The sequence below is a fragment of the Mucilaginibacter sp. 320_HR genome (genome assembly GCF_059691875.1).
In genome coordinates this window covers 224,543-247,447 of sequence record NZ_JCAWAI010000004.1, presented here as the reverse complement: position 1 = coordinate 247,447, position 22,905 = coordinate 224,543, and the positions used below count along the sequence as shown (strand labels likewise).

Annotated in this window: 25 protein-coding genes; 14 read left to right on the top strand and 11 right to left on the bottom strand. The window is 46.0% G+C overall.

Annotated elements, in window-relative coordinates:
• Nucleotides 1–7: 7 nt before the first annotated feature.
• Together AC59GT_RS15665 and AC59GT_RS15660 are read right to left on the bottom strand one after the other, a co-directional pair.
• Entirely contained in the window at nt 8–460 is a 453-nt protein-coding gene (locus AC59GT_RS15665; protein ID WP_497238506.1) for a DUF695 domain-containing protein, read from the bottom strand.
• Nucleotides 461–544: 84 nt separating this feature from the next.
• On the bottom strand, nt 545–2,947 hold the full coding sequence (locus tag AC59GT_RS15660) for a glycoside hydrolase family 3 N-terminal domain-containing protein (RefSeq protein ID WP_497238505.1): 2,403 nt from the start codon (nt 2,945–2,947) through the stop codon (nt 545–547).
• Nucleotides 2,948–3,126: 179 nt separating this feature from the next.
• On the opposite strand from AC59GT_RS15660, the gene AC59GT_RS15655 reads away from it, so the two are divergent.
• Both AC59GT_RS15655 and AC59GT_RS15650 read left to right on the top strand, forming a co-directional pair.
• Nucleotides 3,127–3,573, top strand: a complete 447-nt coding sequence (locus tag AC59GT_RS15655) for a DUF2147 domain-containing protein (protein ID WP_497238504.1) — start codon at nt 3,127–3,129, stop codon at nt 3,571–3,573.
• A 64-nt stretch (nt 3,574–3,637) separates the two neighbouring features.
• Nucleotides 3,638–4,096: a DUF2147 domain-containing protein gene (locus AC59GT_RS15650; RefSeq protein ID WP_497238503.1), complete on the top strand. Its 459-nt coding sequence runs from the start codon at nt 3,638–3,640 to the stop codon at nt 4,094–4,096.
• Between the two features lie 292 nt (nt 4,097–4,388).
• On the opposite strand, the gene AC59GT_RS15645 is transcribed toward AC59GT_RS15650, so the two are convergent.
• Both AC59GT_RS15645 and AC59GT_RS15640 read right to left on the bottom strand, forming a co-directional pair.
• Nucleotides 4,389–4,964 (bottom strand): YceI family protein, encoded by a 576-nt coding sequence (locus tag AC59GT_RS15645; RefSeq protein ID WP_497238502.1) that lies wholly within the window; start codon nt 4,962–4,964, stop codon nt 4,389–4,391.
• A 120-nt stretch (nt 4,965–5,084) separates the two neighbouring features.
• Nucleotides 5,085–5,891, bottom strand: a complete 807-nt coding sequence (locus tag AC59GT_RS15640; protein WP_497238501.1) for an alpha/beta fold hydrolase — start codon at nt 5,889–5,891, stop codon at nt 5,085–5,087.
• A 251-nt stretch (nt 5,892–6,142) separates the two neighbouring features.
• Between AC59GT_RS15640 and AC59GT_RS15635 the strand changes: the two genes are divergently transcribed.
• Both AC59GT_RS15635 and AC59GT_RS15630 read left to right on the top strand, forming a co-directional pair.
• Nucleotides 6,143–6,712 (top strand): Crp/Fnr family transcriptional regulator, encoded by a 570-nt coding sequence (locus AC59GT_RS15635; protein ID WP_497238500.1) that lies wholly within the window; start codon nt 6,143–6,145, stop codon nt 6,710–6,712.
• A 79-nt stretch (nt 6,713–6,791) separates the two neighbouring features.
• Complete coding sequence (locus AC59GT_RS15630) at nt 6,792–7,184, top strand: DUF4260 domain-containing protein (RefSeq protein ID WP_497238499.1); 393 nt, start codon at nt 6,792–6,794, stop codon at nt 7,182–7,184.
• Between the two features lie 2 nt (nt 7,185–7,186).
• On the opposite strand, the gene AC59GT_RS15625 is transcribed toward AC59GT_RS15630, so the two are convergent.
• Nucleotides 7,187–8,380 (bottom strand): ROK family protein, encoded by a 1,194-nt coding sequence (locus AC59GT_RS15625; RefSeq protein ID WP_117382504.1) that lies wholly within the window; start codon nt 8,378–8,380, stop codon nt 7,187–7,189.
• 259 nt (nt 8,381–8,639) lie between these two features.
• Between AC59GT_RS15625 and AC59GT_RS15620 the strand changes: the two genes are divergently transcribed.
• Nucleotides 8,640–9,536 carry an N-acetylmuramoyl-L-alanine amidase family protein gene (locus AC59GT_RS15620; RefSeq protein ID WP_497238498.1) on the top strand — a complete coding sequence of 299 codons (897 nt, stop codon included), beginning with the start codon at nt 8,640–8,642 and terminating at the stop codon, nt 9,534–9,536.
• 105 nt (nt 9,537–9,641) lie between these two features.
• Nucleotides 9,642–10,733 carry a Gfo/Idh/MocA family protein gene (locus AC59GT_RS15615; protein ID WP_497238497.1) on the top strand — a complete coding sequence of 364 codons (1,092 nt, stop codon included), beginning with the start codon at nt 9,642–9,644 and terminating at the stop codon, nt 10,731–10,733.
• A 7-nt stretch (nt 10,734–10,740) separates the two neighbouring features.
• On the opposite strand, the gene AC59GT_RS15610 is transcribed toward AC59GT_RS15615, so the two are convergent.
• Nucleotides 10,741–11,979: an ABC transporter permease gene (locus AC59GT_RS15610; protein WP_497238496.1), complete on the bottom strand. Its 1,239-nt coding sequence runs from the start codon at nt 11,977–11,979 to the stop codon at nt 10,741–10,743.
• 59 nt (nt 11,980–12,038) lie between these two features.
• Between AC59GT_RS15610 and AC59GT_RS15605 the strand changes: the two genes are divergently transcribed.
• The 5 genes from AC59GT_RS15605 to AC59GT_RS15585 all read left to right on the top strand — a co-directional run bounded on the left by AC59GT_RS15605 (nt 12,039) and on the right by AC59GT_RS15585 (nt 15,732).
• The gene (locus AC59GT_RS15605) at nt 12,039–13,286 is read left to right on the top strand and encodes an exo-beta-N-acetylmuramidase NamZ family protein (protein ID WP_497238495.1); all 1,248 of its coding nucleotides are present in this window, start codon (nt 12,039–12,041) and stop codon (nt 13,284–13,286) included.
• 42 nt (nt 13,287–13,328) lie between these two features.
• Nucleotides 13,329–14,249 (top strand): methionyl-tRNA formyltransferase, encoded by a 921-nt coding sequence (gene fmt, locus AC59GT_RS15600; RefSeq protein ID WP_497238494.1) that lies wholly within the window; start codon nt 13,329–13,331, stop codon nt 14,247–14,249.
• 90 nt (nt 14,250–14,339) lie between these two features.
• Nucleotides 14,340–15,131: a DUF3050 domain-containing protein gene (locus tag AC59GT_RS15595; RefSeq protein WP_497238493.1), complete on the top strand. Its 792-nt coding sequence runs from the start codon at nt 14,340–14,342 to the stop codon at nt 15,129–15,131.
• 78 nt (nt 15,132–15,209) lie between these two features.
• Entirely contained in the window at nt 15,210–15,449 is a 240-nt protein-coding gene (locus AC59GT_RS15590) for a hypothetical protein (protein WP_497238492.1), read from the top strand.
• Entirely contained in the window at nt 15,433–15,732 is a 300-nt protein-coding gene (locus AC59GT_RS15585; protein WP_497238491.1) for a type II toxin-antitoxin system RelE/ParE family toxin, read from the top strand. The genes AC59GT_RS15590 and AC59GT_RS15585 overlap by 17 nt, the downstream gene beginning before the upstream one ends.
• A gap of 3 nt (nt 15,733–15,735) precedes the next feature.
• Here the strand turns inward: AC59GT_RS15585 and AC59GT_RS15580 are convergent, their stop codons facing one another.
• Nucleotides 15,736–16,572 carry an aminotransferase class IV gene (locus AC59GT_RS15580; RefSeq protein ID WP_497238490.1) on the bottom strand — a complete coding sequence of 279 codons (837 nt, stop codon included), beginning with the start codon at nt 16,570–16,572 and terminating at the stop codon, nt 15,736–15,738.
• A gap of 99 nt (nt 16,573–16,671) precedes the next feature.
• Nucleotides 16,672–17,709: an RluA family pseudouridine synthase gene (locus AC59GT_RS15575; RefSeq protein ID WP_117382513.1), complete on the bottom strand. Its 1,038-nt coding sequence runs from the start codon at nt 17,707–17,709 to the stop codon at nt 16,672–16,674.
• Nucleotides 17,710–17,856: 147 nt separating this feature from the next.
• Here AC59GT_RS15575 and AC59GT_RS15570 point away from each other — a divergent pair, with 147 nt between their 5' ends.
• The 3 genes from AC59GT_RS15570 (at nt 17,857) to AC59GT_RS15560 (ending at nt 20,994) form a co-directional block, all read left to right on the top strand.
• A complete protein-coding gene (locus tag AC59GT_RS15570) occupies nt 17,857–18,747 on the top strand; it encodes a 1-aminocyclopropane-1-carboxylate deaminase/D-cysteine desulfhydrase (protein ID WP_497238489.1) in 891 nt (296 codons plus the stop codon).
• A 274-nt stretch (nt 18,748–19,021) separates the two neighbouring features.
• Entirely contained in the window at nt 19,022–20,353 is a 1,332-nt protein-coding gene (lat, locus tag AC59GT_RS15565) for an L-lysine 6-transaminase (RefSeq protein ID WP_497238488.1), read from the top strand.
• Nucleotides 20,354–20,550: 197 nt separating this feature from the next.
• The gene (locus AC59GT_RS15560) at nt 20,551–20,994 is read left to right on the top strand and encodes a hypothetical protein (RefSeq protein WP_497238487.1); all 444 of its coding nucleotides are present in this window, start codon (nt 20,551–20,553) and stop codon (nt 20,992–20,994) included.
• 54 nt (nt 20,995–21,048) lie between these two features.
• Here the strand turns inward: AC59GT_RS15560 and bshB1 are convergent, their stop codons facing one another.
• From bshB1 to AC59GT_RS15545, 3 genes are read right to left on the bottom strand one after another with little or no spacing between them, the layout of a single operon-like run.
• Nucleotides 21,049–21,774 carry a bacillithiol biosynthesis deacetylase BshB1 gene (bshB1, locus tag AC59GT_RS15555; protein WP_497238486.1) on the bottom strand — a complete coding sequence of 242 codons (726 nt, stop codon included), beginning with the start codon at nt 21,772–21,774 and terminating at the stop codon, nt 21,049–21,051.
• Nucleotides 21,775–21,786: 12 nt separating this feature from the next.
• The gene (locus AC59GT_RS15550) at nt 21,787–22,284 is read right to left on the bottom strand and encodes a glutathione peroxidase (RefSeq protein WP_497238485.1); all 498 of its coding nucleotides are present in this window, start codon (nt 22,282–22,284) and stop codon (nt 21,787–21,789) included.
• On the bottom strand, nt 22,284–22,901 hold the full coding sequence (locus tag AC59GT_RS15545) for a DUF4294 domain-containing protein (RefSeq protein WP_497238484.1): 618 nt from the start codon (nt 22,899–22,901) through the stop codon (nt 22,284–22,286). Before AC59GT_RS15545 ends, AC59GT_RS15550 begins: the two co-directional genes overlap by 1 nt.
• Nucleotides 22,902–22,905 lie beyond the last annotated feature (4 nt).

The following is a 22,905-nucleotide window of genomic DNA, read 5'->3' as shown; positions in this document are numbered from 1 at the left end:
ATATTGATTAATCATCTGCATCTTCGAACTCCTCAACAAAAGAAAAGTATTCGTCCCAGTCCGGGTCTTCTGTTTGTGTAATTTGCAACGGTAGTACTTCAAAGTTTGCTAACGCGAGGTTAAGCCTTTCCCCCGTTTCTTTTATATCTGTGCTGTACCAAGACCACACCCTTTCGCCGGCACCTGTAAAGATAAAAGCAAGGATGGCTTGCCTGTCTGTCTCCAAAGCATCAATCAACGCGTTCTCTACATCTTCCATCACCTGCATTTCGCCTGGAGAGGGCAGATAAGCGCTCTCTTCCTCGTCATAAGTCCAAACCATATCCATGCGGATGTTGTAGCGGCCGGTATCAACAAAGTTTTGCAGGGACGGACGATAGCGGATGATAACAGCTACACCTTCGTCGTTCGTTCCGGATGCGCCTGCCCAGGTATCATCCAGTGTAAGTTGCTCTGCCATATTTCTTCGGGGTTAAAGAAATACAAGCTTTCAGACTTAAAATTGTTTTAATTGTTAACCGAGTTAAGCTACACCTCCAAGTTGTTACTCTACTACAAACTCTTTTTTCAGCTTTATATCCGCAGATGAAGCGCCAATCATCGCTGTAAACGTTCCGGGTTCAACCGTCCAGTTCATGTTCTTATCTAACAAAGCGAGATCGTCAGGGTGCAGAGTAAAGGTGACGGTTCTTTTTTCACCAGGGTTTAGCGTAACACGTTCAAAGCCACGCAAGTCGTACTCGTAAGTGGTAACGCTGCTAATGTTATCTTTCAGGTAAAGCTGCACCACATCGTCGCCTTTGCGCTGCCCGGTATTAGTTACATCTACCGTTACCGTAACGTCGCCCTGTGTAGCACCTTTTTCCGGCGATACCGTCAGGTTGCTGTATTCGAACTTTGTGTAACTTAAACCATAGCCAAAAGGATATAACGCACCATTTACACTCGTTTTACCCCATGCGTTAGCGCCACCCTGCCCAGCCTGTGCATTGGGTTTTGTTGGAAAGTTAAACTCAATCTGCCCGGTGCTTTTCGGAAACGTTATGCTGAGTTTACCGCCAGGATTATTGTCGCCAAACAAGGTTTCAGCTACTACACGACCGCTTTGCACGCTTGGGAACCATGCCTCCAATATGGCCGGCACATACTTGTTTTCCCAGTTTATGGTCAACGGCTGACCGTTTATCATCACCATTACCACAGGTTTGCCCGTCGCCTGCAATGCCTGAATCAACTTAAGCTGGCGGCCCGGTAAGTTAAGGCTGGTGCGGGAGAGACTTTCGCCTACCCTGTCCACATCCTCGCCAACAACAGCTATAACCACATCTGATTGCTTTGCTTGTGCCACGGCAGAATCGATCCCTGCCTGTTCAGCGGCTGTAAGTGGCGTTTCTATAATCTCGCTTTCCGGCCAGGTAGCGTCAACTATATTACAGCCTTTAACGTAATTCACCTTTGTGTCCTTGCCTGCATAGTTCCTGATGCCGTCTAAAACAGACACAATCGGGTTATGTGACGGACCATAACGGCTTATGGTATAGTTACTTTCCGCAGCAAGCGGGCCTGTAACCAGTATGTTCTTCAGCTTGCTTTTATCGAGCGGTAAAAGGTTGCCTTCATTTTTAAGCAACACCATGCTCTCACGATTCATTTTGAGGCTCATCTCTGCGTCTGCCGCGGTATGCACCAGCTTGTCTGCTGCTTTAGGATCCTTTACGTAAGGGTTGTCGAATAAGCCAAGCCGGAACTTCACCCTAAGTACATCCGCTACGCGGCTGTCTATCACCTTCATAGATATTTTGTTCTCCTTTATCAACTCCCGCAAGGGCAGTATAAAGGTTTGCGGCATTGTGAAGTTAGTGCGCACGTTTAATCCGGCTTCTACAGCTTGCCTTACGGCTTCCTTGTAATCGCCTGCAACCTTATGTTTAGAGAACAGGTATTCAACAGCCTCGCTGTCAGACACTACATAGCCTTGAAAGCCAAATTGCTGCCTAAGCAACTCGGTAAGAAAGTAGTAGCTGCCGGTGATTGGAACGCCGTCCCAATCGTTGTAACTGCTCATCACCCCCATAGGATGTGCCTCTTGAATAACTCTGCGGAACGGATAAAGGTACAATTGGTGCATTTCACGTGGTGCCACATGCGGGTCAGTACGTGCAGCACCGTCCCTTCCACCCTTAGGTACGCTATAAACAGCAAAGTGCTTTAAGGTTGATGCCGCGCCTTCCTCCTGAATGCCAAGCGTCATTTGTTTGCCCATTTCAGCAATCAGGAATGGGTTTTCACCATAACATTCCACTACACGGCCCCAACGCTGATCGCGTGCGGGATCCAGTATAGGTGCATAAACATTGGTATACCCCAGTGCCCTAGCCTCGCGACCAACGGTCTTACCTGCCTGGCGTACAAGTTGTTTGTCCCATGTCGAGCCTATTCCAATAGGCGCAGGCAGCGGGGTTGCGCGGTCATGATTAAGGCCGTGTATACCCTCGTTGGTAAAGTCGACGGGGATACCCAGTCGCGTTTCCTCTACAAACCATTTTTGTACAGTGTTTATAGCAGAAGCGTGTTTGCTGAAGGGGTACGAATATTGCGTCGGCGCGTCATCGGTATGCGAGGTGAGGTTGTTCAGTTCCTCATCAATATTGGCGATACCATCTTTCCAAATTTCTGTCTTCCAGCGCTCTATAGGCATTTCATCCTTTAACACCCTTTTGTAACCATATAGGGTGGCCATTTGGCAGGTCTTTTCGTCAACTGTCATTTGACTAAGCAGGTCGGTAACACGCTTTTCTATGTTTTGGGACGGGTCTTCGAAAACGTCCATACGTCCATTTTTGTTAAAGTCTACCCAGCCCTTGTGGTATATATTTAATTTTTGCTGTGCAGATGCGGAAAACGAGAGCGCAAGTAGCGGCAGGCCTAGCCAGGCAGATCTTTTCATAAAGGATAATGTATTGGTTACGTTTCAAATATATAATAAACCAAAGCTGCCGTACAATTACAGGGTAGATAAATCACTATAACGTTTTCGCTCCATTGCTTTAAATTGACAAGCTTTAGCAAACAATCAACCATATTTGCGTTATTGTGTAAGCCTGATAAAAGCTGAAAATCATCCATATGCGTTACTTCGCTATCCTCTTGCTCGTTGTGTTTTGTTCGTTTAAAGCTGATTGTCAATCTATTGACAAAGCTGATGCTATTTGCGGTAAATGGATGTCGGCAGAAAAGAACCTGGCGGTAGAAGTGTACCGCGAACAGAGCACCTACAAAGCCAAGATCATCTACTTCACGGGAGGCGTTACCAGGGACAAACCTATGGAGACCATCACCGATAAAAAGAACCCCAACCCTGCACTTCGCGGGCGCAAAGTATTAGGATTGAACGTGTTAGAAGGCCTCACTTATAACGGCAACAAATCATGGGAGAACGGCACCATCTACGAGGTGCAAAGCGGTAAGTACTGGAACGCAGCAGCACATTTAGATGATAATGGGCTGCTTAAAGTAAAGGGTTACTGGCATGTGAAGCTTATAGGTAAAACAATGGTATTCAGGCGAATGTAAACACCAATCTACTGCTGCATATTACTGGCACTGCTATTGCAACATTGTTGAAAAACATGACGTTATGATGGCAAATAAACTTTTATGCAGCTTTTTAGCATTTGTGTTTTACAGTGGTACTGTTTACCATACAAACAATGTAGCCGCTGCCGACCAAATATGCGGCAAGTGGCAAAGTCAGGACAAAAACCTTGTTGTACAGATATTTAAAGAAGACGAAGCCTTTAAGGCCAAGATTGTATGGTTTGACAATGGTGAAGGCGAGCAAGCCATGCATACTTTTACAGACAAATACAACCCCAACCCTGCCCTGCGTACCCGTAAAGTATTAGGAATGAACGTACTGGAGAACCTGGAGTACAGCGCCGATACTGACTCGTGGGAGAATGGAATTATCTATGATGCCTCCAGCGGCAAGCATTATAACTCTTGCGCAAAAATTAATAAGGACGGCTCACTTAATGTAAAAGGGTACTGGCACTTTAAGTTTATTGGCAAAAGCATCCGGTTTAACAGGATGTAAACCGACCTGCTACTGGCAAAACAGTGTCAGCACTTAGCTCAATTTATTTTTGCATCTTGTACCCGCTTTTGCCTGAGGTACCAAAAATGAGGTGATTTTCATGAGCAAAAATCTGCAAAAACCACACTTTTTTAATAGCGTTAGTACGTCATTTAAAAACATAAGATCATCAGCTGCAAAATCAGCAGGTTTTCACAGTTGACCAAAAATTTTGATGATCAAAAACGCTTCAACAAAAAAGGCTGCCGCCCGGGATGGGACAACAGCCTTTTGAATATATCACTTAAAAATATTATTGTTTCAGGAACTCACCGTTTGCAGTAAGCTCAACTTCGTCGCTCAGCATTGGTGCGCCGTATTTGCTGCCGAAACCAAAGTCGCTGCGTTTGATAGTGCCGGTTACTTTAAAACCAGCGTCAGGAGCTTTAGTCATCGGGTTGGTAATGGTACCACGGTAAGCCATGTCCAAAGTTACCGGCTTAGTAACACCATGTAAAGTAAGGTTACCTTTCAGCTTGTATTTGTTTGTACCTGCAGGCGCGATTGAAGTGCTGGTGAAAGTTAATGCAGGGAACTTCTCTACGTCAAAAAACTCAGCGCTTTTCAGGTGACCGTCACGGCGTTCGTTATCGGTGTTTACGGTTGCTGTGTTAGCAGTAAAGTTCACTTTAGCATCGCTGAAATCTGGCTTGGCAGCTACTATAGTAGCATCAAAATCTTTAAAAGATCCGTCAACGTCAGATACCGCTAAGTGGGTAATGGTAAAGGTTACACGTGAGTGTGCTTTGTCAACTTTCCAGGTGCTTTGTGCAAATACAGCAGTCTGCATCAGCAAACCAGCGGCTAAAAGGATAAGAGGTTTTTTCATTTCTTTTTTGTTCTATTTAATGTTGGTATTTTGTTTACGGCTCAAAGATAAATACGGTTGCCGCAATTCAAAATAAAAAAGATGTTGCAACATCTTTTTTGAACGAGCTATGACAAAGCGCTATCTGGAGAAAAACTGATCTACCCGTTTGTTAAACTCGGCGGCGTGTTCTATCAGCGTGCTATGGCTCGAATTCCTCACTATCCAAAGTTCCGATCCGGGAATGTTCTTTTGTATCAGCCTCGTATGTGCATCCGCAATAACGTCGTGGTCACCGGCAATTATCAGCGCCGGGCATTTTATCTGATGCAGTTGTTCCAGCTTAATGTTGGGCTGGTTCCAATCTAGTAAAAATATCTTCCACGAGTTTCTTTCTGCCGGCGTTTTCCAAACGGTGTTCTTGTTCTCATTATATTGTTCCTGGCTTTCCTTCCACAGGTCGCCGGCAAACGCGGTAGGATCAGGTGTAATGTTGGCGCCTGTAGCTGCCAGGCTGATCACCTTTTCCGGGTGCCTTATGGCCATCAGCAAGGCATTAATCCCGCCGTCGCTCCAGCCCAGTACATGTGCCTTTGGTATGTGCATGGTATCCAGCAGGGCCGCAAAATCATCTGCCATTTGTTCAAACGTTAAAGAGTCGCTTGCATCTGCAGATTTCCCGTGCGCGCGGCTGTCTACCAGTATCACCCGGTACTTTTTTGCAAAGTAGGGCACGTTATCGGTAAAGGCGCTCATGTCGCCGCCATTGCCATGTATCATCAGCAAAGGTTTACCGGTGCCGTACTCTTCAACATAAAGCTTTATACCGTTTATATTGTAGTACTTACCTGCATTACTATTCTTACCGTACATAATTTTTTGTTTACAGCCCAGCATTAGCAATACCTGGGACATCAGGAGGATGAGGAACAGCTTTTTGAAGGGCATTAGGATAGTGGGGTAAAGCTTTGGATTAATGTTGAGGCTAATGTACCATAATAAGGCATTAGCACAAACAAATATGTGTTAAAGCCGAAAAAACGCATAATGTCACAAGCGCCGTATTTTCGTTACTACATTTAACAGTGTTTAGAATTTGTAGCTTATAAATCTGAGGTAAAATTAAATATCCATAATGCTCGCTCTACTCAAATGCTAATGAAGTATTTTGGTACTTTTATACCCACTACGATTGATTTATGACGGCTTTAGAAAGCTACCTCCATCATTACTTTAGCATTGATGTAAGCGACTGCCAGACACTTGCGCAGCTATTTGCACCCGAACAGCTTAGCAAAGGCGATTACTACCTTAAAACACATAAGCAATGCAACAAGTTGAGCTTTATACAAAGCGGATTGCTGCGCGTGTTTGTTTCGCAGCCGGATAGAGAAGTAACCCAGTGGATAGGTTCGCCGGGGTATTTTCTTACCGACCTTTCTGCCTTCCTGTTTCGCAACCCCTCGCGCTGGAACATTCAGGCCCTTACAGATGTAACACTTTTTACTATTGATTACGAGCAATATCAACAAATTGGCAAGCAGATACCCAAGTGGAACGAGTTTGAAAAACTATTCATAGGTAAATGCTTTGTAACACTGGAAAACAGGATATTTAACCAGATCTCTTTATCTGCAGAGGAGCGTTACCAGCTTTTGTTTGACCAGCAGCGCGAGTTGTTTAACCAGGTGCCACTTCAGTACCTCGCCTCAATGCTGGGGATGACACCAGAAACCTTCAGCCGGATACGTCGCAAAACACTTTCTTGATTTTTGTCAAGCGCAAACCCCTGTTTAGCCCCTCATCTTTGACCTAACAAAACACACAATCAAAGTTATGAGCAACGATATGAAAAACACACTTAAACTGGAAGAAGCAGCTATGACTGCCGCAGCAATTTGGTTCCTGTCTCAGCACAGCCTCGGCCTGCCATTTTGGGCATGGCTCCTGCTATTTTTTGCTCCGGACATCAGCATGCTGGGCTATTATGTTAATACCCGCGTTGGGGGGCTAACGTACAACCTGTTTCATCATAAAGGGTTGGCCATACTGCTCGCCGCAGCAGGCTATATGCTACACCAGGAGGTATTATTAGCTATAGGTACGCTGCTGTTTGCACATTCTGCCTTCGACCGCACAATGGGTTACGGGCTAAAGTATTCAGACAGCTTTAAGCATACACATCTGGGTTGGTTACCTGAGCCCAAAAAGAAGGATGCGGTAGTTAGTACGGTTTTGTAATTCTAAACCCGTTCTTTATCAAAATTCTCCATCACCAGCACGGCAGCGCCTATCAGTTCGGCATCAAAGCCAAGGGATGATATCAGCAGCTCGGTACCGGATGCCAACCTTGGGATACAATATTTGTGCAGAGCCTGCTGTATAGGTGCAAGCAGTATTTTGCCCACTTTAGCGCCCCGGCCGCTTAATACAATGTTAGCCGGGTTCATGATGTGGATGAGGATAGCCAGGGCCTTCCCTATCTTGTATCCCGCGTCAGACAATAGCTCCAGTGCAAACTGATCGCCGTGATTTGCGGCGTCCATCAACGCATCGCCCATCTGTTTAAAGTTGCCCTTGGTAGTTTTAAGGCTGGTTACCCGGCCTTTTCTAATACCATCTTCGGCCTGTTCGGCCACTACCAGCATCGATGCTTCGGCTTCCAGGCAGCCGCGTTTTCCGCAGGTACACAAAGCGCCGTCGTCAGAAAGGGGTATGTGGCTCAGCTCACCCGCAAAACCGTTATAACCGCGGAAGATCTTACCGTCTATGATCATTCCCAGGCCTATACCCCAGCCCAGGTTTATCACCATTACCTCCTGCTGGGCTTTAGCAATACCAAACTTTTGCTCGGCAAGGGCTATTAAACTACTATCGTTATCAATATAAGTACTTATGCCGGTTGCCTCGGTAAGGTAAGCGCTAAGGCTTTTGCCGCCTGCATCAAGGTAGGTGTAGTTTATGCCTTCAATAGCGTTAATAAAACCGGGCATACCAATGCCGGTGCCGGCTATCTGGTTCTTGGGGATACCGCTGGCTTCTATATAATCGTTTATGCTGTTTACCAGCGTAGGCAGTGCCTGTTTGTTGTTGTGCAGCTTTATGTCAACCGTAAGCAGATCGGCCACGGGGTTATTCTGCAGATCAATAAGTTGCAGGCGCGACGAAAGCTGATCCATAGCGATGGACAGGATGTACATCGCTTTTGCATTGATGGCGTACATCAGCGGCCTGCGCCCACCGCTGGAAGGCGCGTAACCTTCCTCAACAACAAAGCCTTCTTTTATCAGCTCGTTTATTGCTTTGGTTATTGAAGGGATGCTTTTATCAAAAAGCTGGCTCAAACCCGCGCAAGACATAGCTTTATCAAAATACAACCGTTTAACGATCATATTTTTTAGCCAGCTACCCTTAACACCACTACTTTTTAGTTCCATTAAAATATTCTACGCGCCCTGTTATTAAAGTTGAAGGCAATTTAATTGGTTAAAATTATAAATAAAGCATTAAAGTGCAACAACGTGCCGGGCTAAACGTACAAATCGGCAATATTCGTCAGTAATCGGTATTCACACTTATAAAACACCATTTTGCGAATCAGCGGGTATACTGCTTAAACCCGTTGCGGCATTGTCAGTCTTATCAAACAAAAGTGCGCGTAAGTGCTTTATTGGTTACTTAGTATTTTAAACGTTAATGCTTATATATAAATCTGTACAAACGCCGGTATACACCTTTAAAACAATCGTATATCTTTGCGCCATGTTTTTTAAGCAACTGTTAAAAGCTGCATTGTTCGCCTGCGCTGTTCTGTTTATTGCTGCCCTGTCGCACAAGGGCGCACATGCTCAAAGTGCTTCTGCCGGCAGGTCCGATGATTCTGCAAGTTCGTTCAGGTTCAAAACCATTGTTATTGATGCCGGCCACGGCGGTAAAGACCCTGGAGCCCATGGCGCTTACTCCAATGAAAAAACCGTTGCGCTGAGCATCAGCAAAAAGCTGCGCGATGCTATAAACGACCAGCTACCCGGCGTAAATGTAGTGATGACCCGCAGCACCGACCAGTTTATAGAACTGCACCGCCGGGCTAACATTGCTAACGAAGCTAAAGCCAACCTGTTTATATCTATACATTGTAACTCCTCGCCGCAACGCGTAGGCACCCGCAGGGGCGTGCTGCTGCTGCTTTACGGTTTCCACCGCAAGCAGGAACAGCTGGAGGCCATACGCGAGAACGCTTCTATCTACCAGGAAAAAGATTACCAGAAAAAATATAACGGTTACGGCGAAGATGCGGCCGTGAATGCCATCGTGCTGGCCGCCTTTCAGCAACGCTACCGCAAACAAAGCGTACGTTTTGGCGACCTGCTAAACACGGAGTTTAAAGAGACCGACGGCCGCGCCAGCGGTGGCGTAATTGAGCAGGGCGTACTGGTGCTGCAGCAAAGCGGTATGCCCGGCCTGCTAATAGAGACCGGCTACATCAACAACCCGGATGACGAAGAATACCTTAATTCTACCGCCGGGCAAAACGAGATAGTGCAATCCATTATCAGGGCGATAAAGAAATATAAGGCGAGTATAGGGTCGTAAGACAACATATTAGCTATTACAGCCACTGTTTATAATTTCATTTAAACCTTTCTTTCATAGCCGCTTTCGTTTAACTTTGAGGTAAACCGTTTACAAGACCTCAATATGAAAAGCAATAACATCTCCCGTCGTGGGTTCATCCAGAAAAGCGCGCTTGGTGCAGGCGCCGTAATGCTTTCGCCTGCGTTATCAGCACTGGCTGCCGATAAACGGATGGGCATCGCCCTGGTAGGCCTGGGCGGTTACGCAGGAGGGCAACTTGCTCCCGCGCTGCAGCAAACCAAGAACTGCTACCTGGCTGGACTGGTAACCGGCACGCCATCCAAAGCGGAAGCATGGGGCAAAAAGTACAACATCCCTCAAAAGAATATTTACAACTACCAGAATTTTGACGAAATAGCCAAAAACCCCGATATAGATATTGTATACATAGTGCTGCCGGTAAGCATGCACAAGGAGTTTACCATACGTGCCGCGCAGGCAGGTAAACACGTTATCTGCGAAAAACCGATGGCGCTTAACGCTGCCGAGTGCCGCGAAATGATAGCAGCCTGCAAAAAAGCAAACCGTTTACTTTCTATAGGTTACAGGCTGCACTTCGAGCCGCACACCCTGGAGGTAATGCGCCTTGGCCAAAAAAAGGTGTTTGGTAAGGTAACGGAGATTGACAATGGCAATGGCTTTACTTACCGCGGCGACCCTAACGCCTGGAGGCTGAAAAAGGCCCTGGCAGGCGGTGGTGGTTTAATGGACATGGGCATTTATGCCATACAAGGTGCCCGGTATACGCTTGGCGAAGAACCCATTGCGGTGAAAGCCACACAGGAGAAAACGAGGCCGGACTTTTTTAAAGAGGTTGATGAGACTATTTACTGGGAGCTGAAATTTCCGGGCGGGGCAAAATCAACCGGCAAAAGCAGCTATAATAACGACTGGGGTTACCTGCACGCCAAAGCAGAACACGGCACGTTTGAGCTGGAGCCGGCTTACGGTTACGGTGGACTGGATGGTAAGGTGAACGGCAAACCGATGAACATCCCCAATATAAACCAGCAGGCGGCCCAAATGGATGACTTTGCAACTTGTGTACGGCTTAAAAAACAAAGCCGTGTTCCCGGTGAAGAAGGCTTGAAAGACATGAAAGTAGTAGACGCCATTTACCGCAGTTTAGACAGCGGCAAATGGGAGAATATATAGCGGACGATTACTTAAACCTAATTGCTTTAACGGGTGATATTTTAGTAACCAGCATACTTGGGATAATAAGCACTAACAAGCAGACGAACAGTGTGCCTATGTTAAGCAGTATTACGTCTGTCCACACGAACTTAATGGGGACAAAGCTCATGTAGTAACTTCCCGGATCCAGCTTAAAGAAATGGGTAGCCTGCTGAAACAATCCCAGGCCCACTCCAAGCGTGTTACCCAGCAGCAATCCAAAGCCTATCAGGTAAGCCGCGTTGTACAGGAATATTTTCTGGATGGTCCAATTTCGGGCGCCCATAGCCTTAAACATCCCTATCATGGCAGTACGTTCCAATATCATAATCAGCAGCGCCGATATCATGTTTATTACTGCCACGGCTGTCATCAGCACCAGCATTACTACTGTATTAACATCCAGCAGGCCCAGCCACTCAAATATGGTGGGATAGTTCTCCATTAACGTGTGCGACTTTAGGATGATAGGCAGCTTTACGTCAATCCAGTCGGCCGTTACATTTATCTTGTCGAAATCATCAGTTCGCACTTCGTAACCGCCAACCTCTCCTTTAGCCCAGGCATTTAACCGGCGCACCAGGTCAAGCTTCCCTATTACAAAGGTTTTGTCCACCTCATCTACCCCAATGCTGAATATGCCGCTGATCTTGAATTTACGCTTGCGTGGCGGGTCCTGCACAAAGTACATCAGCAAGGCATCGCCAACCTTCAGCTTAAGCCGGTCAGCCATCTTTTGCGATATCATGATCTGCTCGGTAGCATCTTTAAAATCTATCACTTTACCGGCTACTAATACCTTGCGTATATAGGCCCAGTCGTAGGTGCTGTCTACCCCTTTCATTACCACGCCTTCTATCTCATCATTGGCTTTAATGATGCCTGGCTTGGTAGCAAAAGCGTTAATGCCGGTGATGTGCTTGTTTCCCTTTAGCTTGCTCAGCATGTCCGGCGGAGGGATAAACGAAGAGTTCTCGTAAGAGTTGTTAAGGTCCGATTTGATGATCTGAATGTCGCCGGCAAAGCCACGCACTTTTTCGCGTATCTCCTGCTTAAAACCGCGAATAACGGCTATAGAAAGTATCATAACACCCAGCCCCAGCATAATGCCAATAATGGCAATACGCACAATAAGCTTGGAGAAAGTACGCTTAGACTTTAAGGTGATACGACTTGATATGAACCGCGCGAAACTCAATGCAGATGTTTTTTGGTACCTTCGCAAATATGCGTTTTTAAGGTTAAACATACTGCCTTTAAATTTGTCTTTTAGCTTATTGAATTATGATGAATATAAAGTTGCTGTTGCCCGCCGCTATAGTTTGCTCGCTGGCTTTCCGCTGCCCTAACCCACCTCAAGCCGCAGAAACCGGCATGATGTCAGTGGTTGACACTGCTGCTAAAGCAGAAACAGCGGCTGCTGCGCCCATACCTGCCGCCGACCAGGTACCTATGTACCTGAACTACCTAAAAGGTAAGAACGTTGGTATGCTGATCAACCAGACATCAGTGATAGGTACACAAAAGGTGCCTGTGGTAGACAGCTTATTAAAGCTCGGCATTACCGTGAAGAAGATTTACGGGCCTGAGCATGGTGTGAGAGGAAACGCTGCAAACGGCGCTACAATTGACAACAGTATTGACCCGGTTACCAAGCTCCCGGTTATATCCCTTTACGGCAAGCACTTTAAACCCACACCTGCAGACCTGAAAGGCATAAACCTGATGGTATTTGACGTGCAGGACGTTGGCACCAGGTTTTATACCTATATATCTACCCTGCACTATGTAATGGAAGCTTGTGCCGAAAACAATATAGAACTGGTAGTGCTGGACAGGCCAAACCCTAACGGCTATTTTGTAGACGGACCCATTCTGGATACTGCTTTCCGCTCTTTTGTAGGTATGCACCCTATACCGGTTGTACACGGCATGACCATAGCCGAATATGCACAAATGATAAACGGTGAAGGCTGGCTAAAAGGCGGTATAAAATGCAAGCTAAAGCTTTTTAAAGTAGCCAACTACACCCATGCAACGCCGTATGTGCTTCCGGTGAACCCGTCGCCAAACTTAAATTCGGCGCAATCTATACTGCTGTACCCGCATATTTGCTTTTTCGAAGGCACCAACCTTAGCCTTGGCCGCGGTACGCCGGATCCGTTCATGGTGGTGGGTAGCCCGCTGCTAAAAGGCAAATACAGCTATTCTTTTAAACCGGTTAGCATTCCGGGCGTAAGTGACAACCCGCCGCTTAAGGACCAGGTTTGTTACGGCATCAGCTTAAAAGATTACAATACCGATACCTTGAGGAAAAGCGGAAGACTTAATTTAGCATGGCTGATAAAGTTTTACAAGGACTACCCGGACAAGGAACACTTTTTTATCCCATATATCGACAGACTTGCGGGCAGTAAGAAGCTAAAAGAGCAGATCATGGCGGGCAAGTCCGAAGCGGAGATCCGCCAGAGCTGGGAACCTGGCTTGTCACAGTTTAAGGCTACCCGTGCCAAGTACCTGCTGTACAAATAGCGCCAACGGTTCCTTTTTTTATACGCTTGATCTAATATACAGATGAGAATAATTTTTATGGGTACCCCCCAGTTCGCAGTGGCATCTCTTGATGCCTTAATTACCGGAGGATGCGATGTAGTGGCAGTAGTAACTGCGCCTGACAAACCAGCAGGTCGTGGCCAGAAAGTAAACCAGAGCGCCGTTAAACAGTATGCTGAGGAGAACGGCTTAAAGGTGCTACAACCCGAGAAGTTGAAGAACCCTGAATTCCTGGCAGAACTGGAGGCACTGCAAGCCGACCTGCAGGTGGTGGTTGCGTTTCGCATGCTGCCGGAAGTAGTATGGAACATGCCGTCAAAAGGCACCATAAACCTGCATGCTTCGCTGCTGCCGCAATACCGCGGTGCAGCCCCTATAAACTGGGCCATCATCAACGGCGAAAAAGAAAGCGGTGTAACTACGTTCTTCCTTAAACATGATATTGACACCGGTGACATCCTGTTCACCGAGAAAGTGACCCTAACGGGCACCGAGACGGCCGGGGACCTGCACGACCGCCTGATGAACAAAGGAGCAGGACTACTGGTGAAAACCGTTAAGGCAATTGAAAGCAGCCGCTATAGCGAACATCCGCAATCGCAGCTTGCCGATGGAATAGAACTAAAACATGCCCCCAAAATATTCAAGGAGGATTGCCTGATCAACTTTGATAACCCGGCCGAAAAGGTATACAATCTTATTCGTGGCCTAAGCCCCTCGCCTACCGCTTACACGGTGTTAAACGATAAAATACTAAAGATATACTACGCCACCTTCAACCTCGAAGCACATAACCTGCAGCCGGGCCACTACGTTACTGATAACAAAACCTACTTAAAGTTTGCCGCGCAGGATGGCTTCATAAGCGTTACAGATATACAGGTGGAAGGTAAAAAACGCATGGGTGTGGAAGACTTTTTAAGGGGCGTAAAGCTTACTTAAAAAGTATTACACTTTTGCGTAAGAAATGACATTTAGTGAATTAATGCCTCGGCTTTTTTGCTTTAAGTTTGCCGCCGTTATTCACATCTTATGGCAGCTACAAATCCTTACATACTACAGTTACAACAGGAGATCACCCCATTACGCGCGCAGCTTTTAACACACCCGCTTTATAGCAGCATTAACAACCTTCCGCGCCTGCAGTTATTTATGCAGCACCATGTTTTTGCAGTTTGGGATTTTATGTCTCTGCTTAAATCGCTGCAGCAAAAACTTACCTGCACCGCAGTGCCATGGATGCCGGTCGGCAATGCGAATACCCGTTACCTGATCAATGAGATTGTTACCGGTGAAGAAAGCGACATAGATGCCAATGGCATACGAAGCAGCCATTTTGAGCTTTATTTAAAGGCTATGGAGCAGGCTGATTGCAATACCCGTGGTATAACCTCGCTTTTTGAACAGTTAAGCAGGAATGCGGATGTATTTGAATCAATTAACAATGCCGATGTACCGCCGGCTGCCGCAGAGTTCATGACCCATACTTTCGAAGTGATTAATACCGGCAAAAGCCACGTAGAAGCCGCGGTGTTTACTTTTGGCCGTGAAGATTTAATCCCCGGAATGTTTATAGAAATGGTTAAAGGCCTGAACAACCAACTACCCGGCAAGGTTGATATATTGCTATACTATCTGGAGCGCCACATTGAAGTGGATGGCGACCACCATTCACACCTTGCCTACGAAATGACTGCTGAACTTTGCGGCAGCGACGAGCAAAAATGGCAAGAGGCAACTCTGGCTGTTAAAAATGCACTGCAGGCAAGGCTAGCTTTGTGGAACGGCATACTGGCAGAAATTAATGCTGAACTCGTTGCTTAACGATATATTGAGATTACGGTCTAAGTTTGGGATGGTTTTGTAATTGCTCTATTCGATTAAAATTGTAACTTTATTACTATGAAAATCGAAGAGCTCAAATTGGAATTTCACGCCCTTATAGATCAAATTAATGATCCGCTACTTATCGAGCAGTTCTACAATGCAATGAATCGTGCTAAACAATCTGAAGGTGGTTTATGGGCATCCCTAACTTCAGAACAACAGCAAGGAATTTTGGAAGCTTTTGCAGAGAGCGACGATGATAACAACTTAATCTCACTGGAACAAATAAGGGCTAAATATGCCAGCTGGTCTTAAAGTCTTTTTTACCAAAACCGCAGATCAGGATTTTTCAGATATTCTTTCTTATATCAAACGTGACTTCGGAGCTAGTGCAGCACAGAACTTTAAATCCCTGGTACTAAGATTCACCGATATTATTGAGGTCTTCCCTGAAATAGGTTCTTTAGAACTGCCCGATAAAAACATAAGAGGTTTGGTAGTGCATGGCAGATTGAAAATATTTTATCGAATTACCCCTGAGAGAATAATTGTTCTGCGCCTGTTCGATACCAGGAAAAATCCAGAAACGAAGTTCTAATTCTCAAAGTTTATTCAACTCGTCCATCAGCCCTTTGCTAACACGGTTAAAGTAGCGTTTTACACCGTAGCCCATTACCCATTGTATACCTTTGGTGGCGTTGGTCAGGAACACCTCGTCGGCTTCGTTTAATATCTCCGGGCTTATCTGTGCTTCGGTAATGGGAATGTTGTTTTCTTTGGCCAGGTTTATCACCACCTGCCGCATCACTCCCTCTACACAGCCCTCGCTTAATGCCGGGGTGTACAGGTGGTTTTGATACCAAACAAATATGTTGGACGCACCTGCTTCACACAAAAAGCCTGATGCATTCAGCAAAAACACCTCATCTAGTCGGTTTTGCTGTTTAAACATGGCAGCCATTACATATAGTAGCGAATTGCTGCTTTTTATGTTGGATAAAAAGTTAAGAGGTTTAAGCAGTTCGCTGTAGATGTCCATTATCAGTCCGCGCTCGTTTAAAAAGTAGCGTGGCTCATCAATTCCGGTCATTTCCAGGCAGTAGCCCATTTTGTTCTGCGTGGGTGTATACAAGCCTTCTGCATCACGGTAAACGGTTAGGCGTATGCGGCCATGCTTTATTTTATTGCGGCGTGCAAGCTCTTCTACCTTATCCTTTAAAAACCAGCTATCCGCCTGCGAGTACCCGTCTATCTTCAGCGCCTTCATACCGCGTTGAAGCCGCTCGGCGTGCAGTTCGGCAAATTGCAGCTTGCCTTTCATCAGGCGCATGCTTTCAAACAAGCCGTCCCCATACTTAAAACCACGGTTAGCTATGGTAAGCAACTGGGTATCTGCCGGGTGTATCTCACCATTAAAATTTATGTAAACAGGTGGCATTTAAACTTGAACGTGAAGACAGGTAATAGAATTGTTTATTTGAACGATGTTGTATTTGGCTTAAACGACGGTTTGCTGTATTTGTTCTGTAAAGCCTGGCTAAGTTGACTTTTCTGTGTCGGTATACTTTCGCCATTTAGCCAGTACGGATTCAAAATCATCAGGCAGGGCTGCCTCAAATAATATGGGTGTTTTTTTTGTAGGGTGCTTAAAACCGAGCGACTGCGCGTGAAGGGCCTGCCGCGGCATCATTGCAAAACAATTATCTACAAACTGGCGGTACTTGTTAAACACAGTTCCCTTCAATATTTTGTCGCCACCATAGGTAGCATCGCTAAACAAGGGGTGACCAATATGTTTCATGTGCGCACGTATCTGGTGGGTACGGCCTGTTTCCAGCTTGCATTCGATTAAGGTGACGTAACCCATTCGCTCCAGCACTTTGTAGTGCGTTACCGCCCACTTTCCTTTTTCGGGATCATCATATATCGACATCACCCTGCGGTCGTTGTAGCTGCGGCCTATGTAGCCCGTAACGGTGCCGTCCTCTTCCAGGTCGCCCCAAACTAAGGCAATATATTTCCGGTCGATAGTGTGCTCGTAAAACTGGCGGGCAAGGTAGCTCATGCTGCGCTCGTTTTTACTGATAAGTAACAGGCCCGATGTATCTTTATCTATCCGGTGTACCAGCCCGGGCCGGCCATCGTTACCGGGCATAGTAGGCAATTGCTGAAAATGGAACACCAGCGCGTTCACCAGTGTACCGGTATAGTTGTTATAACCCGGATGCACCACCATACCTGCCGCTTTGTTAACAATTAGCACATCATCATCCTCGTAAACAATGTTAAGCGGAATATCTTCAGGGTAAACTTCTGTATCGCGGGGTGGGTGCGGCAATACAACGGATATTACATCCTGCGGCTTTACACGGTAGCTTGCTTTAATTTCTTTGCCATTTACCAGCACGTTGCCGGCATCTATGGCGTTCTGTATGCGGTTGCGCGAGGCATTTTCAACGCGGTGCATCAAAAACTTGTCTATACGCAGCAACGATTGCCCCTTATCAACCACTACGCGCAGGTGTTCGTAAAGGTCCTGTTCGTCGCTTTCAATAAGAAGTTCGTCTTCGCTCATCCGGCAAAAGTAAGTAAAAGCGCATTAACCTAAAAACCCCTAATTACCTCCCTTAATCTTTGTTGCAGAACAAAGTCCAACCGGTTTTATCGTTCTGTTGGGAAATCAATCGTGAGTATGTAAAACACAAGTCCTACTTTCGTCCTTATGGATATCCGCTTAGATATTTACAGCCCGGTACAAGAACTCAGCGATAGCTTATTTGATGACAAAGGCGTCCGGGTGTTCATCAAGCGTGACGACATGATCCACCCTGTTATTTCGGGTAACAAATGGCGCAAGCTTAAATATGTACTGCAACAGGCACGTATCGAAGGTAAAACGCACCTGGTAACGTTTGGCGGGGCATTCTCCAATCACCTGCTCGCCACTGCAGCAGCTGCAGCAAAGTTCGGCTTTAAATGCACCGGCATTGTACGCGGTGAAGACGTGCAGAACGACACCTTATTTATGTGCCGCTTGCACGGCATGCAGCTCATTTTTACTGACCGGGACAGCTACCGCGACAAACAAGCGCTGTTCAGCAAGTATTTTGGAGATGATGCTGAAGCATTTTTCATTGATGAAGGTGGTGCGTCCGCTCTTGCTGCTAAAGGATGCAGCGAGTTGGTGGCCGAACTTACCGACGAATACACAGACATATTTTGCGCCTGCGGAACAGGCACAACTGCGGCCGGTATTATTAACGGGATTGCAGAGAATGGAATACCTGCACACTTTCATGCTGTGCCGGTATTTAAGAACGGCGGCTTTATACGAAATGAGATAGACCGTTATTTAATATTGCCGGCCACTTACAGCCTGCATGCCGAATACCACTTTGGTGGCTATGCTAAAACCACGCCCGAACTGACCAGCTTTATACAAACTTTTATTTCCCGCACAGGCATTATCATAGATCCGGTTTATACCGGTAAAATGCTGTACACCATCTACCAGCTTATAAAGGAAGACCAATTTGCCGCAGGCAGTAAAATACTTGCCATACACACCGGCGGCATATGGGGATTGCTGGGGATAAAGGACAAGTTTTATTAATGCAAGCAGCTGATCCCGTCCGCCGTTGCTGATATTAACCGTGTAATTATATCAGAGCAACTTGGCTGCAATTGTGCAATTGTAGGGATTGTTTGTACCCCGCAACGACGATTTTCATTGTCGCTCTATACAAAAAATTGATGTACCCGTTTGCAGAACGGTTCAAAAAACAGGTTTAGTTTATTTAAAGTTACTTTTTCGTCAATCGGTTCAAAAACCTTTAAATTATTGTTTTTAAGGCGGTTTTGTTAAATTTGTGTAAACACATAATCCTATGAATACCTTGCAGATCACCCCACAGAACGTACACGAAACATTGGGCAAACACATCCTGGCTGATGGCTTCGATCTTATTTTTGATATGGAAAAAAGCCGCGGGGTACACATTTACGACTCCCGCAATAACCGTACACTGCTGGACTTTTTCACCTGCTTTGCATCGGTGCCGTTAGGATACAACCACCCTAAAATGCTGGGCGACGAAGGCTTTAAAAAGAACCTGCTGCTGGCTGCACTTACCAACCCCTCTAACTCCGATATTTATACTGAACAATACGCTCAATTTTTGGAGACCTTTTCGCGTGTGGGCATACCCGACTACCTGCCGCATGCTTTCTTTATATCTGGGGGTACCCTGGCTATTGAGAACGCGTTAAAAGTAGCGATGGACTGGAAGGTACAAAAGAACTTTGCAAAGGGCTACACCAGCGAGAAGGGCCACAAAGTGCTGCATTTTGAGCATGCGTTTCACGGCCGCTCAGGCTATACCCTCAGCTTAACCAATACACAGCCTGTAAAAACAAAGTGGTTTGCCAAGTTCGACTGGCCACGTGTATCGCTTCCTGAAGTGTACTTCCCGTTAGATGAAAAGAATATTGCCGACCTGGAGCAAAGGGAACAGAAATCCGTTGCGGAGATACGGAAGGCTTTTGCAGATAACCCGGACGATATTTGCGCTATAATAATTGAGCCTGTACTATCTGAAGGGGGCGACAAACACGTACGCCAGCAGTTTTTAGAACAGCTACGCCAGCTGGCCGACGAGTACGAGGCTTTGCTGATATACGACGAGGTACAAACAGGCGTGGGACTTACCGGCAAGTTCTGGCTTCACCAGCACTTTGGCGAGAACGCCCGGCCGGATATAATTGCGTTTGGCAAGAAAATGCAGGTATGCGGCATATTGGCCGGCACCCGTGTAGATGAGGTAGAGAACAACGTTTTCAAGGTGTCGTCGCGCATTAACTCAACATGGGGTGGCAGCCTGGTAGATATGGTGCGGTCGGCTAAAATAATGGAGATCATAGAAGAAGACAACCTGTGCGACAAAGCAGCAGAAAATGGCGCGTACCTGCAACAGAGCCTGTTGAATGTAGCCGAAGAAAATCCGCTGGTTACAAACGTACGTGGCAAGGGCTTATTAACAGCCTTTGATTTCCCCAGCGCGGATATGCGCAATGCGTTTATAAATCATGGCCTTGAAAATAATATTATGTACCTGGGTTGCGGCGAACGCAGCATAAGGTTTCGCCCGGCACTAATCATTGAAAAAGAACACATAGACGAAGGCCTTCATACCTTGCGAAATATCCTCCCATTACTTTAATATAATGTAATAATATTGCTACACCCCACCGTTTAACGGCTGGGGTGTACTTTTTTAGAATTAAATATACTATTATCGCAACCTCACGTTATCTATAATATTATTAATTATTAAATAATGAGCACCTCTCACCACGCTCATTGATTAATACATTGAATCACATTAACTTATATTAATATCAGGGGTTACATTTTAGGATGAGCAGACAAATTGAAAAATTAAAAAAACAGCTAACGGAAATAGCCGAAGTTGTTAATTCTTTCCAGTCTGAAGCGGTGCAAGTTAGAGTTGTAGACAGGCTTTTAGACGAGATTATGGAAACAGAGCGGGTGGATACGGAAGGATCTGAAAATTTCAATAAGAGAGGCAGAAGAGCCGAACCGGAGAATGAAGAGCAGGGCACAACCGAACAAAGGCGTAAAAAGCCTGGTGCCACCAAGGTTTTAAACCAGTTACTTTCTACCGATTACTTTAAAACACCGCATTCTATCTCTTCTATAGCAGAGTACTGCAAGAAGAAATTTGATTCGGATTTTAAAACATCAGAACTATCAGGCATTTTGCTGAAACTGGCAAAAGAAAACAAGCTGCGACGAGAACGCAGCAACGAGAACAACCGCTTCGAATACGTAGGGGTTTAACAAACAAAGGCCGCTTAATAGCGGCCTTTGTTGTTTATAATGAGTTGCTCAATACTATCTCAAACTAAACAGATCATCAACGCCGAGGATCTTACGTGAGGTAAAGCCCTCCCCGTATTTTACATTGATGCTTTTGCCAAACTCGCGGCCACGGCCTTTAACCTGGTCTATAAAGTCCGGTGAGGAAATGTAAGTTTGTGGTTCGTCCTCGTTATAATCGGGATTATGAAACTGTGAGCCATACGCATAAACACTTTCAATTTTCTTGTCCCAATAATCGGTAACATCCACAATAATATCCGGCTTAATGTAGCGGTCCTGTATAAAGTGCAGCACCTGGGTTGGGCGCCATGGTTCCTGCGGCTGCCCATCCTCTACCGTCTCGATCCGGCGTAAGCCTGAAAGGAAGCACGCTGCTTCTACCAGCTCGTTTGCCCGGCCATGGTCGGGGTGCCTGTCGTGGTAAGCGTTGGTGATAACAATTTCGGGCTGATATTTCCGAATAGCTGCTATGACCTTTAGCTGGTACTCTTTAGTGTTCTCAAAAAAGCCATCCGGCAGGTATAGGTTCTCTCTAACAGTAAGGCCTAGTATCTCTGCTGCTTTGGCAGCTTCCTGCGCGCGTATTTCTGCGGTACCACGGGTGCCAAGTTCGCCTTGGGTAAGGTCTGCAATACCAACTTTATGGCCATGGGCTATATGCTTAAGAATGGTTCCTGCGCAGCCCAGTTCGGCATCATCAGGGTGTACCGGTAAAACAAGTATATCTAACTTTAACATAGGTAAGTGCTCTTAAACAGCGGTTAACAACCGCTGTATTTTCTTTCTGATCTTTGAAGATGTGGGGTTTGTAAACGGATAAAAGTAATCGGCAACCTGCCCATTACGGTCAATAAGGTATTTATGAAAATTCCAGCGCGGAGCCGAGCTTAATACTCCATTCTCCTTTTTGTCGCTCAGGAACTTGTACAGCGGGTCGGCGTATGGGCCGCGCACGCGTATTTTGTCAAATACAGGGAAGTTGTTGCCATAGTTGCTGCAGAACTGCGCTATCGCCTGCCCTTCCAAAGGCTCCTGCCCGCCAAAATCGTTAGAAGGGAATGCGAGTATCTCAAATTCCTGGTCGGCCAACTCTGTTTTTAGCTTTACCAGGTCTTTTAGCTGCGGGGTGAAACCGCATTGCGAAGCGGTATTTACAATCAGTAAAACTTTGTTCTTGTAGTCACTTAGGTTAACGGGCTCGCCATCTAACGCTTGCACGTTAAACCGGTAAATGCTTTTACTATCCATCAATTATAGCTCGGGTTATAATGGGCAGCCTCCAGGATAGATTCAATATCCCGCTGCTCTTCACGATCATAGGTCTCTTTCAAATCGTGGCCAAATATACGAGCTACAGACTGGAACACAAAAGCGTTAAAACCGCCCTTAAGCTCTTTAACCATGGCAAAGCTGGTGTTGCCGGTTTCGCGGTTAATAAGCTTTATCAATATTTCGCCCTGGTTTATGCTCAGGTCTTTTATCTCTTTGTTAAAAATGCCTTTAATCTCGGTTTCGCATGCTTTCATAAGCTCTTTCTGCTTTTTACGGTCAGCCGTAAGAGCAAGGTCACGTTGTAACTGTCGGTAACGCTTGCCGGCAAACTGCGCATATGGCAGCACCTTCATAACATTGTAACGCAGGCGGTAAAACTTGGCCCTGTCGGCAGCGCTGGCAAATATACGGGTATCAACAATGCGCACCTCTGGCGTTACTATCCATGGCACCAGCTCACCATCAAGCTTTGTCAGGTACGTTTTAATGGTATCATTTTTGCCAAGAATAACCGGGGCAGCAGGCTTTTCGTCCTGAGCTTTCAGGATGCCCAATGAGCAACAAAACACAAGCAGAAAAGCTATAAATTTCATATAT

Excerpts from the sequence above, each read along its gene's own strand:
- AC59GT_RS15595 (WP_497238493.1), top strand. The coding sequence starts at position 14,340 with ATGGCAGCTACAAATCCTTACATACTACAGTTACAACAGGAGATCACC.
- AC59GT_RS15640 (WP_497238501.1), bottom strand. The coding sequence starts at position 5,891 with ATGCCCTTCAAAAAGCTGTTCCTCATCCTCCTGATGTCCCAGGTATTG.
- bshB1 (WP_497238486.1), bottom strand. The coding sequence starts at position 21,774 with ATGTTAAAGTTAGATATACTTGTTTTACCGGTACACCCTGATGATGCC.
- AC59GT_RS15580 (WP_497238490.1), bottom strand. The coding sequence starts at position 16,572 with ATGCCACCTGTTTACATAAATTTTAATGGTGAGATACACCCGGCAGAT.
- AC59GT_RS15585 (WP_497238491.1), top strand. The coding sequence starts at position 15,433 with ATGCCAGCTGGTCTTAAAGTCTTTTTTACCAAAACCGCAGATCAGGAT.
- AC59GT_RS15590 (WP_497238492.1), top strand. The coding sequence starts at position 15,210 with ATGAAAATCGAAGAGCTCAAATTGGAATTTCACGCCCTTATAGATCAA.
- AC59GT_RS15575 (WP_117382513.1), bottom strand. The coding sequence starts at position 17,709 with ATGAGCGAAGACGAACTTCTTATTGAAAGCGACGAACAGGACCTTTAC.
- fmt (WP_497238494.1), top strand. The coding sequence starts at position 13,329 with ATGAGAATAATTTTTATGGGTACCCCCCAGTTCGCAGTGGCATCTCTT.
- AC59GT_RS15570 (WP_497238489.1), top strand. The coding sequence starts at position 17,857 with ATGGATATCCGCTTAGATATTTACAGCCCGGTACAAGAACTCAGCGAT.
- AC59GT_RS15625 (WP_117382504.1), bottom strand. The coding sequence starts at position 8,380 with ATGGAACTAAAAAGTAGTGGTGTTAAGGGTAGCTGGCTAAAAAATATG.
- AC59GT_RS15665 (WP_497238506.1), bottom strand. The coding sequence starts at position 460 with ATGGCAGAGCAACTTACACTGGATGATACCTGGGCAGGCGCATCCGGA.
- AC59GT_RS15605 (WP_497238495.1), top strand. The coding sequence starts at position 12,039 with ATGATGAATATAAAGTTGCTGTTGCCCGCCGCTATAGTTTGCTCGCTG.
- lat (WP_497238488.1), top strand. The coding sequence starts at position 19,022 with ATGAATACCTTGCAGATCACCCCACAGAACGTACACGAAACATTGGGC.
- AC59GT_RS15645 (WP_497238502.1), bottom strand. The coding sequence starts at position 4,964 with ATGAAAAAACCTCTTATCCTTTTAGCCGCTGGTTTGCTGATGCAGACT.
- AC59GT_RS15615 (WP_497238497.1), top strand. The coding sequence starts at position 9,642 with ATGAAAAGCAATAACATCTCCCGTCGTGGGTTCATCCAGAAAAGCGCG.
- AC59GT_RS15660 (WP_497238505.1), bottom strand. The coding sequence starts at position 2,947 with ATGAAAAGATCTGCCTGGCTAGGCCTGCCGCTACTTGCGCTCTCGTTT.
- AC59GT_RS15630 (WP_497238499.1), top strand. The coding sequence starts at position 6,792 with ATGAAAAACACACTTAAACTGGAAGAAGCAGCTATGACTGCCGCAGCA.
- AC59GT_RS15545 (WP_497238484.1), bottom strand. The coding sequence starts at position 22,901 with ATGAAATTTATAGCTTTTCTGCTTGTGTTTTGTTGCTCATTGGGCATC.
- AC59GT_RS15650 (WP_497238503.1), top strand. The coding sequence starts at position 3,638 with ATGATGGCAAATAAACTTTTATGCAGCTTTTTAGCATTTGTGTTTTAC.
- AC59GT_RS15550 (WP_497238485.1), bottom strand. The coding sequence starts at position 22,284 with ATGGATAGTAAAAGCATTTACCGGTTTAACGTGCAAGCGTTAGATGGC.
- AC59GT_RS15620 (WP_497238498.1), top strand. The coding sequence starts at position 8,640 with ATGCTTATATATAAATCTGTACAAACGCCGGTATACACCTTTAAAACA.
- AC59GT_RS15635 (WP_497238500.1), top strand. The coding sequence starts at position 6,143 with ATGACGGCTTTAGAAAGCTACCTCCATCATTACTTTAGCATTGATGTA.
- AC59GT_RS15560 (WP_497238487.1), top strand. The coding sequence starts at position 20,551 with ATGAGCAGACAAATTGAAAAATTAAAAAAACAGCTAACGGAAATAGCC.
- AC59GT_RS15655 (WP_497238504.1), top strand. The coding sequence starts at position 3,127 with ATGCGTTACTTCGCTATCCTCTTGCTCGTTGTGTTTTGTTCGTTTAAA.